Annotated in this window: 8 protein-coding genes and 1 tRNA gene; 5 read left to right on the forward strand and 4 right to left on the reverse strand. The window is 49.8% G+C overall.

What is annotated here, in order from left to right; translation table 11 throughout:
* The first annotated feature begins 461 nt into the window (after positions 1 to 461).
* From ACKPCT_RS20010 to ACKPCT_RS20025, 4 genes are read left to right on the forward strand one after another with little or no spacing between them, the layout of a single operon-like run.
* The gene (locus ACKPCT_RS20010; protein WP_319567776.1) at positions 462 to 1967 is read left to right on the forward strand and encodes an ATP-binding protein; all 1506 of its coding nucleotides are present in this window, start codon (positions 462 to 464) and stop codon (positions 1965 to 1967) included.
* Positions 1957 to 4689, forward strand: a complete 2733-nt coding sequence (locus tag ACKPCT_RS20015) for a Z1 domain-containing protein (protein WP_319567777.1) — start codon at positions 1957 to 1959, stop codon at positions 4687 to 4689. The genes ACKPCT_RS20010 and ACKPCT_RS20015 overlap by 11 nt, the downstream gene beginning before the upstream one ends.
* Positions 4649 to 5650, forward strand: coding sequence for a PD-(D/E)XK motif protein (locus tag ACKPCT_RS20020; protein ID WP_319567778.1), 1002 nt, complete (start codon positions 4649 to 4651; stop codon positions 5648 to 5650). Before ACKPCT_RS20015 ends, ACKPCT_RS20020 begins: the two co-directional genes overlap by 41 nt.
* Positions 5634 to 7712 (forward strand): AIPR family protein, encoded by a 2079-nt coding sequence (locus ACKPCT_RS20025; RefSeq protein WP_319567779.1) that lies wholly within the window; start codon positions 5634 to 5636, stop codon positions 7710 to 7712. The genes ACKPCT_RS20020 and ACKPCT_RS20025 overlap by 17 nt, the downstream gene beginning before the upstream one ends.
* 6 nt (positions 7713 to 7718) lie before the next feature.
* Here the strand turns inward: ACKPCT_RS20025 and ACKPCT_RS20030 are convergent, their stop codons facing one another.
* Positions 7719 to 9248 carry a DNA cytosine methyltransferase gene (locus ACKPCT_RS20030; protein ID WP_319567780.1) on the reverse strand — a complete coding sequence of 510 codons (1530 nt, stop codon included), beginning with the start codon at positions 9246 to 9248 and terminating at the stop codon, positions 7719 to 7721.
* A gap of 56 nt (positions 9249 to 9304) precedes the next feature.
* On the opposite strand from ACKPCT_RS20030, the gene ACKPCT_RS20035 reads away from it, so the two are divergent.
* Positions 9305 to 9760 (forward strand): very short patch repair endonuclease, encoded by a 456-nt coding sequence (locus ACKPCT_RS20035; protein WP_319567781.1) that lies wholly within the window; start codon positions 9305 to 9307, stop codon positions 9758 to 9760.
* 285 nt (positions 9761 to 10045) lie between these two features.
* On the opposite strand, the gene ACKPCT_RS20040 is transcribed toward ACKPCT_RS20035, so the two are convergent.
* From ACKPCT_RS20040 to ACKPCT_RS20050, 3 genes are all read right to left on the reverse strand, one after another.
* Positions 10046 to 10390: a DUF2384 domain-containing protein gene (locus tag ACKPCT_RS20040; protein ID WP_319567782.1), complete on the reverse strand. Its 345-nt coding sequence runs from the start codon at positions 10388 to 10390 to the stop codon at positions 10046 to 10048.
* Positions 10391 to 10773: 383 nt separating this feature from the next.
* Positions 10774 to 10850 (reverse strand) — tRNA-Arg (locus ACKPCT_RS20045).
* A gap of 334 nt (positions 10851 to 11184) precedes the next feature.
* Positions 11185 to 13053 carry a hypothetical protein gene (locus ACKPCT_RS20050; RefSeq protein ID WP_319567783.1) on the reverse strand — a complete coding sequence of 623 codons (1869 nt, stop codon included), beginning with the start codon at positions 13051 to 13053 and terminating at the stop codon, positions 11185 to 11187.
* Between the last annotated feature and the right edge of the window lie 24 nt (positions 13054 to 13077).

Consider the following 13077-nt stretch of genomic DNA (forward strand, 5'->3'; position numbering starts at 1 on the left):
AGCATCTTCTCGCTGTTAAAATCTCAAGGCTGGGTTAACGACAAAAGTTTGCGACACGCCCAGATAACTAGAAGCATAGAATTCTAGAACTCGAACACTGGATAGCATTCACGGTGGTTGTCCTCTGGCGCAGTCGCAGAAAGTTCATGGGGATGGTTGTGAAGGACGGGAACCGGACATTTACCATGGGTGCTAGACCTCTGATGTCGCCGTTCTTGTAGACTCTGTCCTAGAATGGTCGCGGAATTAGTGCTGAGTGCCGGATGTGAGTTAGACATGTCTCTGGGTGATATCAACCTGTGGTATTTGTTACTCAGATGTTGATTAATCGTGTAGGAGGTAGTTAAGCTGGCCACAGCTTCAGATTATGGCTCGATTTTGAGAGCGACAATATCTCGTTTGTGTGTTTTGGTTGAAGTAATTCATTACGATGGGTTTTCCCTGTCGTGGCATGGAGCATTATGACTTTTCTGGCAGTCGACAATTCGGTCATTGAAGAAGTTGATGTGACGCCAGCTGCGTCAATCCTGATCGAAGGGCATCGCGACTTCGGATATGATCTTCAAACGGCTTTGGCTGATATTATAGATAACTCAATCACGGCTGGAGCGCATGATATAAAGATAGTGGCCGAAACCTCTTCGGCATCTCCTCGAATTGCGATTGCTGATGATGGCTGTGGCATGTCTCGGGATGAGCTCGTTAAAGCCATGACCTTGGGGTCCAAGAGCCCGACAGAAAAGCGGCCCGAGCATGATCTGGGGCGCTTTGGTCTTGGTCTGAAGACTGCCAGTTTTTCTCAGTGCCGACGTTTGTCTGTGGTGACCCGCAAGGGCGGAATAGAAGTCTGCGCGCGTTGGGACTTGGATCATGTTGCCCAGAGAAACAACTGGAACCTTGAGATTGTTTCTGCTTCGGATGAATGGGAGCTTTCCGACATCCTGCGGGATCATGGAACGGTTGTTATCTGGGAAAAACTGGACCGGTTGGTCGGTGAGAGATCTGAAGGCGACAAAATTACTGAGACCCTGAATGCTGCATTGGCGAGTGCTGAACAACATCTGTGCTTAGTCTTTCATCGCTTTATGGAAGGGAGAAAACCGGACATCAAGCTCAGTCTCAATGGGCGATCACTTACCCCTGCAGATCCATTTGCCTCAAAAAATTCGGCCCGGCAGGTTGATCCGGCCGAGACCATTGCAATGAACAGTGGAACGGTCAGAACCCAATGTTTCACTCTTCCTCATCACAAGAATATGACGAAAGGCGAGTGGGAACGGATTGGCGGGGCTGAGGGACATCTGAAATCTCAAGGTTTTTACGTTTATCGAGAAAAGAGACTGATCATTGCCGGGGGGTGGCTGGGTCTTGCAAGGTCGACGGAGCTAACAAAGCTGTGTCGGATACAGGTCGATATTCCAAATACAATGGATGCAGAGTGGAAAATCGATGTCAAGAAGGCCTCTGCCCAATTGCCTCCGGCTGTTAAGCAAAGACTGAAAAAGGTCGTAGAACGATACCTCGGAACTTCCAAGCGCACTTATACTGCCAGAGGACGGAAACTGGTCGACGAGACCAGATATCCCATCTGGAACAGGCTGCAAAAAGACGGGGTGATCATATTTCAACCTAATCTGGATCATCCTCTCTTTGAGGATTTCAAGGGCAGACTGCCTGATGAACTGAAGCACGACTTCTTGTCTTGTTTGCGGTTGCTTGGGACAGGCCTGCCTGTTGACACCCTCCACGCAGATCTCGTCGGTAATGCAGAGGCAGTAATCCCGGATAGCCCTGAACTTGACGAAATTAAAAGGGTCGTCAAGTCGCTGACAGATGTGCTGCTTTCCAGTGGGGTCAAAAGGGCCCTACTGGCCGATACGCTCAAAAGCCACGCGTATCTCCGACAAAATTGGGAACTTGCAAAGCAGGTGATCGAACAAGCACTGGAAGAAATCGATGCAGAATGAAGCGGCGTGCACTAACCTGATTGGTCTAGTTGATACTGCCCTGTTCGGGCAGGAACGGAAAACTGGGCATGAACTCCGGATCCTTATCAAGGGGTTGGCCGCTGCTGTCGCGCCAGAGTTGGGCGTGGAGGAGCTTGAATATGTGGCGAGGGTGGCTGAAGAGAAGCAAGGCATCAGAGCTGGGTTGGGAGCTATCCTGGACAGTGAAGATTATGAGCCTTGGTTGGATGATGCAAAGTCGTCCATTGTTCCGTTCTATTGGAGCCGATACCGGCAGCTTCTTCTTAAGAATGGATTGCCAAAAGATGTCGTGATTTCGACCGACACTGTCACAGACAGGATACTCAGTCGGCTTGGAAATCCAATGAACCGCTCGAAATGGGATCGCCGGGGAATGGTAGTCGGTCATGTCCAGAGCGGGAAGACGTCAAACTATACTGGTCTGATCTGCAAGGCTGCAGATGCAGGTTATCGGCTGATCATCGTCATTGCGGGAATTCACAACAACCTCCGGAACCAGACCCAGGAGCGGATAGATGAGGGCTTCATCGGACGGGATACCGGGAAGAAGCAGATTTCCAAGGGGCATAAGAAATTTTTGAAAGGCGTTGGCCATTTTGATCCTTCCAACACTCCAGTCAGTCTTACAAATACGCTGAAAGACTTCAACAAGGCAACGGCTTCGACCAATACGAGCGAGATCGATTCATACAAGGTCCCCGTCGTGCTAGTCATCAAGAAGAATTATCGGACACTGGGCAATCTTCTGGATTGGCTTCGGGACAACAGTGCCAAGGGAGACAATGAAATGATCGATCAGCCAATGCTGCTGATCGATGACGAGGCAGACAATGCCTCGATCAATACCAAATACAAGAAGAGTGACATCACGAAGATCAACGGCCAGATACGAGATCTTCTGAACATGTTTCACCGCAGCTGTTATGTGGGGTACACGGCAACCCCATTTGCCAACATATTCATCGATCCGGATCAGGAAGATGAAATGAGGAAAGAAGATCTGTTCCCTCGGAATTTCATCATAGGCTTGGATGCTCCGACGAATTATTTTGGACCCAAACGTGTATTTATCGATGGTCTTCCTGAGGATGAAGACCCGGTATTCCTTCGATACATTGATGACAATGAGCCATTCATTCCGATTTCTCACAAGATCGATCTTGTCGTTGACGAATTGCCTCCGTCTTTGGAGAAGGCTGTAAGGTTGTTCCTTGTGGCGAGAACCATCCGGAATCTGCGCAATCAGGTGTCTGCGCATTGTTCGATGTTGGTCAATGCTAGCCGGTTTACAGCTGTACAGCGGCTTTTGCGGAACCGGATTCATGATCTTGTGGAGAGAATTCAGAATGCTGTCCGGATCAATGCCAGCAAGGGAAGCAGGGCGCTCTCGGATCCAGAGATAGCTGCGCTCAAGGAAGTCTGGGAAACCGAATATTCAGATACCGACACAGATTGGAGTGAAATACAGGCGGCCCTGTTTGATGCCATCGCGTCGGCCAAGGTTGTCGAAGTCAATAGCAATGCCAACGGGCTTGACTATTCCGATGCGGGGGAAAAGGGGCAGTGCATCATAGCGGTAGGAGGGTATTCTCTCTCCCGTGGGCTCACCCTTGAAGGGCTCACCGTCACCTGGTTCCTCAGGAATACAATGATGTATGATACCCTGATGCAAATGGGGCGCTGGTTCGGATATCGAGGGGGATACGAGGATCTTTGCCGCATCTGGATGCCTGATAATGCTATCGAGTGGTATTCCTTTATTGCCGAAGCGACAGATGAGCTGTTTGATGAACTGAAAAAGATGGAGAATGCCAAGGCTACGCCGGAGGAATTCGGGCTTGCTGTCCGGAGCCATCCTGCCTCACTGCTGGTGACTGCTCGCAACAAGATGGGCGCTGGTCAGAAAGTCACCACTCAGGTGGGATTATCCAACAAGTTTGTCGAAACAGCGCGAGTGAGCATCAATCCCGGATATATCGATGCCAACAGGAAACTGGTCGAAAAACTTGTAGCTCGGCTCGTCGCAGAGGCTAAGCGGGATGAGTTTCTGGGGCAGACATTGTTCCGGGAGGTATCTTTCGATGTTATCGACGAGTTTCTTGCCGGTTGGAGGAATGCTCTTCAGAGCATTCAGACAGATCCTGCCCCGGTCCGGTCATACATAAGGGCTGGAAAGGATGATGAACTTGGCCAATGGGATGTCCTGATTGCTGGAACCAAGAACAAGACGGATGAGATCTGCGGAATTCCAGTGGGGCATATTGAACGTTATGTGGGGCTTGATGACCTGAGGCGCGGGTTCATGTCTTTCAGTGGCAGCAAGATGCGTGTCGGATCGCGTGGTATTGAAAAGGCTGGGATTAATCCCCAAAAGGCGGAGGAGGCTGAATTAAACTACCTTACGCAGCGTGCAGGCAAAGAAACCAAGCCAAACTTTCCAGACCGGATTTATAGACAGGCAAGAGAGCGTCCTCTTTTCATCATCTATCTTGTACAAGCGACGCCGCCCAAGAATATGTCTGAGGACGCTCGTGTCTCGAAAATTCCATCCCAGACGGTTGTTGCTTGGGGAATGAGTTTGCCTGCTTCTGCACGACCTGAGCAATCTGTCGAATACATCGTGACACCAACTTGGATGAGGGAAATGTTCGGGGAGGAAGATGTCGACGAAGAGTTTATGGAGATCATTGATGGAGAATGATCCTTGGAAAGGCCTTCAGATCGGCGATGCCAAAAGAGTGGAAAGCAAAGGGCGCCATGATTTCTTCTGGGTTCGTCTTGAAAAAGATCTGCCGGGGTTGATGCTGGAGTTTTCGGATGTAGTCGATCCTCGACCGAAGCTGCCAACGCTTGCAAGTCTTGAAATCGATTTTCGTTCTCTGGAAAAGGGCGTGGCTCTTGTCTTCGGGCTCAAAGAAAAAAAACCTGATCAGATCGAAGTGTTTCGCGCTTTTTGCCGGAACATCGTTTCGTCAGGAGAGGCAGCTCCTGACGAACGGCTCGCTTTGCTTGAAGTCGTGAGGCAGGCCAACAGATGGCACTATCTTCTGCGTTCTGGTTCTTCCAGAGGGCTTTCTGTCGAAGAACAGCGCGGACTGATTGGGGAATTGGCATTTCTTCAGGAACTGGTGGGATGCCTAGGACCACAGAAAGCGATTGAAGCCTGGAAGGGACCCTTAGGGGCTCCTAAGGATTTCGAGTTGCTTCATGGTTGTGTCGAGATCAAGACACGACGGTCTGCTTCCAAGCCTTTCGTATCCATTTCGTCAGAGTTTCAACTTTCAGATGTTCATGATGCTAGGCTTTTCCTGAGAGTGACGGAGGTTTCATCCTCTGTTTCCCCTTCCGGCACAAGTCTACATGATCTGGTCAATGAGACTGCGCGGCTCTTTCAGACAGATCCGCATGTTGTCAATCTTTGGGATCAGTCTTTGATAGCCTCGGGCTATGATGCGAATGACAAGTATGACGACCGGAATTGGAAAATCGGGGATTCAATGGATTTTGAGATCACAGAAGGGTTTCCGCGAGTAGTGCCACCGCTGCCCTTTGGAGTGAGCAATATCAAATATTCTTTGTCGTTGGATGCATGTCGGGAATTTGCCGTTGCCGATCTGTTCGGAAAAATTGCAAGGATGGAAAACAATGTTGGAGCTTCTTGAGTTTCATCATCAGCTCATTGCCGATGTCCAAGGAGATGCCGACGCTCTTGGCCTGATAACGGTTGAAGCCTTCTTTGAAAAGGTTGCCGAATATTTGACTGAAGCCGGAGAGGTCGATAGTCCCGGGAGAGCGTTTTATGAAGGCCGTCACTCTAGGTACACCATTCAGATTGATGGATATGGTGGAGATCCCCGAGAGAGCGATGGGATACTGAGCCTAATTCTTTGCGACTTTTCCATCACTGATGAAGTACGAAGCATCAATACACAGCAGGCAAGAGGTCTGCTGCAACGCATGTACCATTTTGCGGAAGCTTGCTTGGATGAACAATTTCGAGACGGTTTGGAAGAAACATCGGCGGCATTTGGCGTGGCAGACCTGGTTTCCACGACCTGGAAAGATATTACGAAGATAAAATTGATCATTGTAACGAATGCTGACTTCAGGGCTCGGGCCGATGGCGCTTTGGTCAATGAAATCATCGGGAAGCCGACCACACTCAGTGTCTGGGACCTGAAGAGGTTGAAACAATTTGCAGAGCAGGGTCAGGCGCGCGGCAGCTTGGTAATAGATTTCAAGAAAGATTTCGGAGGGGGAATACCTGTGCTTCCAGCGTCAATCGGAGACGAGACGCTGGAAAGCTACCTTGCGATCGTACCTGGGAAACAACTGGCTGCAATCTATGAAAAGTGGGGAGCACGCCTGCTGGAAGCCAATGTAAGGAGCTTTCTGCAGGCAAAGGGCAATGTGAACCGAGGTATCCGAAACACCATAAGGGATGAGCCGGCAATGTTCTTCTCTTACAACAACGGATTGAGCACGACCGCAGATTCTATTGATATAGAACCGTCACCGCATGGCCCTCTACTCGTCCGAGCAGACAACCTGCAAATCGTGAATGGTGGCCAGACCACAGCGTCAATCCATGCAGGTATGAGAACATTCGCAGATCAGATAGCAAAGGTGCATGTGCAGATGAAGCTGACAATTGTGCCAAGAGATCTAAGCGAAAATATCGTTCCAAAGATTTCAGAATATGCAAACAGTCAGAACAAGGTGAATGCTGCCGACTTCTTTTCAAATCATCCATTTCACGTCAGGATTCAAGAGCTTTCAAGACGGGTCTTGGCACCCGCTGGAGCAGATGGGTATCGGGAATCCAAATGGTTTTATGAAAGGGCTAGGGGGCAATTCGCAGACGAGAGAGGCCGTCGTTCTGATGCGGAGAGGAAAAAATTCGATGCTGAATACCCAAGGAAGCAGTTCGTTACCAAGACGGATCTTGCAAAATTTGAAAATACCTGGTCTAGGCTTCCTCATGAGGTGAGCAAGGGGGCCCAGAAGAATTTCAAGATATTTGCCGAAGGTATGGAAAAGCGTTGGGGGAGCGAGGGAGCAAATATCGATGAGCTTTGGTATCGGAGCATGATTGCCAAAGCCATTGTTTTCAAGGCCACAGAAAAGCTTGTTTCCGAGGCTCCTTGGTATGAAGGTGGCTATCGGGCCAACATCGTTACCTACGCTATTGCAAAGCTTGTACGGGATGTAGACGCGACGAAAAAGCAGATCGATCTCGAGACCATCTGGCGGCGTCAGGCGATATCTCAGGCATTGAAGGATGCGCTCAATGTTGCTGCTGAAAAGGCTCAGTATACCATTGCTCATCCACCAGTGGGAGTTCGTAACTTCAGTGAATGGGCCAAGAAAGAGGTCTGCTGGAAACAGTTGTGTGACATGAGGTTCGATTATCCAGAGCATCTTGATGATGCTCTGATTGCCATTGATATCGCCAAAGAAAAAGCTAGAGCTGCGCGTTCCGAGAAGGCGTTCAATGCGGGGGTGGAGGCTGAAATCGAAGTTTATAATCTTGGGGGAGTTTTCTGGTCTCGCACGATGGAGTGGGGAAACAGGCAGCGCCTGATTTCTCATGATGAGATTGGCATACTATTGGCCTGTGCATCCATTCCGCAGAAAACCCCTTCGGCAAAACAGTGCAGGGAAGCAATGAAAATTCTCGAAAAGCTGAGAAAAAACGGGCTTCCGGATCAGGTTGGTACCTAACCTTTTTCAAATAAACTGGAACACTGGAAGCAGTAACTCTGCTATCTGCCGTGCCAGAAAGGGAGGGACTGCGTTTCCTACCTGCACAAACTGCTGCGTCCTGTTGCCCATGAAATGATAGTTGTCTGGGAATGTCTGCAGCCTTGCTGCCTCCCTCACCGTGAGGCTACGGCATTGATTGGCATCGGGATGAATGAAATAGTGCCCATCTTTTGATATGTGACTTGTTACCGTGGTTGAAGGTCCAGTACCGACCTGAACCCTGAAGCGGTCGTTGAACTTCCCTGAGTGCCAGTTTTTGTGTGCAGGGGCCAGCTGTTCCGGGAACTGTTTCGCTCTCGGGCTGCTGCCTTCAGCTTCCGCGAAGCAGGCAACATACATGTAGCGTGCAAGATCTGATGCCATGTGCCCCCGGGTTTCGTGACCTGATACCCCAACCAGCCGATTGTCATCAAGGAACTGTTTCAGTCTTTCGTTCAGATCGCGGGAAAAGCCGGTTCTGCCTGTAGACATCCTTCCTTTGACAGCAGTTTGGGAGAGGGTAGATGCCATCCTTTTCAGAATGGCAAGATACGCTTTTCTGTTCTTTCCGGGATATACCGCCGAAATCTCCTGAAGCGTATTCGCCGCTGTCGTGACGACTTCAAGCCAATGATCGGGATTATCTTTCCGGCTGAGGCCACTCCTGAGGCAGGGAAGTCCGTGGAGCACCTCTTCAGCAGTTGTCTGCCTTTTATTCTTTACCAAAGTAAAGTCGAAAAGATCTTTTGGAAGCCTTGTTGCCAGTTCCCGCTTGACGCCGACTATGATGACTCTGTGACGTGCTTGGGGAACACCATAATCCTCAGCATGAATTACAAAGTCTCTAGGATCTGGCCTATCGAGCAGATTGCCTTTACCCGATAGCGCGAGCAGACGATATCCGTCTCCAGCCTTCTCCAAATCGTCCAGTACCTGCTCGAAGATTGCTTTCCCCTTGATTGAGGATGACAGCATGCCCTTGACATTTTCCATGACGAAAACGGCAGGTTTTAGGGTGTTAAGAACCTTGCAATACTCACGATACAGAAAATTTCTTTCGTCTTTTTGCGGCTTGTAGTCTTCAATTCCTGCTCGCCGGGAACGCCCGACAAGGGAGTATGCCTGACAGGGTGGACCGCCGATTAGCAGAGTGCGCCCATTAGCCTCTTTGTTGATCTCTTCAATCCGCTTGTTCAAGAACGTTGTCGTTTCGGGCTTTCCAAGCTCCATGCAAAGAGCCTCGTCATCTGCCGCATGCCATTGCTCGGGATACAGATGCTTCCAATCCGGCTCTTGGGTCTTGCCCCCGATCCATGCATAATACTCTTCGGGAAAGACATCAAACTTCCGTAGGAATGAACGCAGTCTCAATGTCTTGTGGGCGGATTGCTCCTTTTCGATTGAAACCTGGATCTGATAGGCAACATGATCGTTTTCATCTCTGCAAGAGGAAAAGCCTTCACCCAAGCCGCCCGGGCCAGAAAACAGATCGACAATGTGAACGGCATTTGACATTTGAAATCTCCGTTCCTCCTCTTCCCAGGTTTCGGGGGAAAGATCAAGAATTAATTATGGTTGATACTGTTGATACAAACACAAGATCGTGGATGATGGGGCGGATCCGCGGAAAAGATACAAAGCCGGAAATGCTGGTTAGAAAGTATCTGTTCGCTCATGGTTTCCGATACAGGCTTCATGGCAGGAAACTGAGCGGACATCCCGATCTGGTGTTGCGGAAATATGGCGCTGTGATTTTCGTTCACGGCTGTTTCTGGCATCGCCACGAAGGTTGCCGAGACGCAACCACGCCGTCTACCCGTGTAGACTTCTGGTGTCAGAAATTCAAAAGCAACATGTCCCGGGACCAGCGCAATGTTGTCACCCTCATGAGTTCCGGATGGCGGGTTGCCATCGTTTGGGAATGTCATCTGAAGAGAATGGAGCTCAGGACGCTGAACGCGCTCGAGGCATGGTTGAAGGAGGGCGGGCAGAGTTGGACCAGCGATGAACTGTGTCGCGGCAATTAGGTGAGGTGATCGAGGGCAGAATGCCTGTTATTCCCGCTTCAGATTATGCTGTCTGTTGATGAGCCTGTTCAAGGCATTCCCGGTAACGGTTCCCGTTCGAGAATCCTTTTCCAACCGCATCAGCAAGCTGATTTATTTTGGTGTGTTAGCTTTCACAAGGTTGCCGGCGTTAAACCCTAAAGTAGAATGTAAGGGTGCGATTGTTTCGCTTCCCCGAAACCAATTTACCCTGCATTCCTTTTGAGTGTGGGGTCTGCGGTGTAGACCCGAACGCTGCAGATCTGTCTATGAATAGACACCTGATTGGACCGACTTCAAATAGGCAAGAATTCTGTCTGATTTGCGCTCCGACACCAAATCAAACCCAGTTTTTCCGGCCCAGCCAGGAATTGGTTGATGTTTGAACCAAAGAGCCGCACGCTGATCGGATCCAGTCATCTCGCTTGCTAGGTTGAGGATTCTCATTAAGGGGCGAATTGCTTCATTTAGTTTGCGCAAACTTGATTGCCTATAAAACGAATGTCGATCAATGCCGGTCAATTTTGTCATCTCGGCCTGAGTGATGCCAAGTCTCGTCGCGAATGCTTGTGCAGATGTAATCTGTTTACCACCATCAAATGGCGTGACCATGTTTGAAGAACCTCTTTGCGAAGCAAGCAATTGACGTGCATGCGAGACTATCCCATTCCGTGACCATCTTTCGAACGATTCAAGCTTTTTGAACCGCCCAAGGTTTGCCGGAAGCCATCACCTCATGAAAGGAAACTATCCAAATTCCTGCTGTCAGGTCGATGAAAGCAGCGCGCTTCATTCGAACGACGGAAATGCGGAAGGATATTGCGCCACAGATGCCGCCTTACGAGTGGTGGGGTTGGACCGGATTTGCCGGGGCAATTCAGTTTACTGTACGCGATTTGTACGGAATTGCAGAACATTTGAGCGTAATCTGGCGATTCGCTTGGTCCAATAGAAATATGGAATTTCTAAAAACACCAATTATATCAATGAGATATTGGTGCACCCGATAGGATTCGAACCTGTGGCCTCTGCCTTCGGAGGGCAGCGCTCTATCCAGCTGAGCTACGGATGCTTCTGGTGGCTTGGATAAAGCGGAAAGAAAAACCTTCAAAAAATCAATCTGTTACACGAGCGATACTACATGAGGGCACCTCTCATTGCAAGCCCGAAAGATCGGTGATGTAGGCCGAAAAGTGCTCCAAAATGGGGGGCACTGTGACACCAGTGTGACAGAATTTTTGCTCGTTTTCGGTTGTAACTCCTTGTCTTCCTTCTTTGAATCCTGCTCCCCCCCCCTCCCTCTTGGTGTGACAGGAAGGGGGGCTCAGGGGGGATTCTACCTCGACATGGTGGTGAATAGGCCCGACGAATAGCCGGACCAAAATTCACGCGGCGATTACTTCCGATCAGAAGTCGTCGAAGAGACACAACTCGTTAAACATGAAGGCATAACGTCTTCCTACTTTCTCGATGATAATGTCGCGGTTCTCAAGCCCCTCAATGAAGTCAGGATGTTCCCGGACGTTCTTTCTGAAGTTCGAACTGTCTAGCACTGCGATGGCAGTCTGCACTTCCGAGAACAGAACATGGGAGTCCGGATGCTGATCCAACTGTTCAGTTATGAAATTAAGTGCTTCAGCGACCTTTCCTTTGGGTGTCGTGCGGATTGGCTTCCAGTCAGAGATGCAGCAATGTGGGAATACTTCTTTCAGAAGAGGTTTAATTTCTGAGCGCTTGCTGCCTATGATGTAGACGGTGCATGGGGCACACTGGTCCCCAATGCATTTGCGTACAGATCCCCGGCAAGCGGCCTGAAGGATAACATGCTTCAGCTCACCTCTGGCGATCGCTTCTGACCAATCAGATCGAAAATCTCCCATTTCTGATGGAAGACCAGCGGATGCTCGACCTAGAGACTCATAGTAGGATGCTGGGTAGAACAGGGTTCCTGCCAAAATGACATTCTTCACGTCAGCAAATTGGTTGGTCGCATCATGGCTGCCCCAATTGAGGTAGCTGACATTGCTGTTGTTGCGAAGCAACCGGCTGAGGTCTCGCGGAACATTGATGCCGAACCCCGTTTTGTGATGGACGATAAGCCACTTCTCATCTGGGCGTTTGTTTATGGTTTTGGCGATGCCTTCAAGCAACATCTCTCGATTGCGGCGGAAGCTTTGTTTGCCACCCCCCGTGTTCCATACCCGGATTTCGAGGTCATAGTAGTCTTTGCTGGCTTCAGGAAGGCGAACGATCCCTCCTCTTTGCTGCTCCCAGAGCTCGTAAGTCTGGCGAACACGCCCGGAGGCATCCAGAACCAGCACCGGAGCGAGGCCTTCTGGCAAGGTCTCGGAATAATCAAGCATCGTGTTTCCTGTTCCTCCATCATTGCGGACCGTGATCCATTTGCCGGACAACAACCATAGAGACTTGAGAGTTCGTTTCTGATCCTCAGTTGGGTTGGTGATCGCTCCCAAGGCACCCTCTACTGTCAGGTCGAAGGTTGATGCAAAGTCCGGTATTTTCTGTCGAGCGCCGTTCGGTTGTTCTCTGAGCGATACAAAGAGCTCCTCTAAAGCATCACCGAGCTCTGGATGTGCTTTGCGGACTGGCTGAAGGATGCTAGAAATGTCATCCCGCCCTACGGTTAGTGTTGCTCCCGGTAGCATGGCCTCATCCCAGATTAGTACCTGGCGTCGTTCTCCGACAAAGTGGAACTCCCGCACATCATCAAAATGCCTTCCCTCTGTCCTGCTTTCGACCATCTTGTGAGTGGTAAAGAGAAAGCGGGCATTGGCGTGATCAGAACGTCCTAGAGTATTGAGGCCATCATCGGACGTCAGAACTGCGAATTCCAGAGGATCGAAGCCGATGAGATCAACCAATCCTTGGATCTCCGATAGGCGGCTGACGCACATCAAGACAGATACGTCGAAGTGTTCATCAAGGGGTGAGGCTCTTAAGGCTTGGATAAAGCTGATGACCGCTTGGGTTTTTCCGACGCCAGGATCTAGAGAAGACAGAAATACATCGTTTGAGGCTGAACCATTGGCCATATCCGACATTGTCTTAAGCACTGCCTTTAGAGCTTCTAACATCTCCTCTGATGGCTGATGTCCGTATTTGAGGAAACTCGAGTTCAGACGTAAAAAGGCATCTGCCTCTAGTCCTCTGTAACCCTGGTTTGAGGTGGTCAATGTTTGTATAAAGGCATTCTTACAATGTTCGACCCCTTTAGAATTGCCTTTGATGGTGGTCTGAGGTGTTAAATAATTCATAGAAGTCCTCCTTTTGATTGGGCG

The organism is Cohaesibacter marisflavi, from assembly GCF_963665895.2.
GTDB classification, from domain to species: Bacteria; Pseudomonadota; Alphaproteobacteria; order Rhizobiales; family Cohaesibacteraceae; genus Cohaesibacter; species Cohaesibacter marisflavi.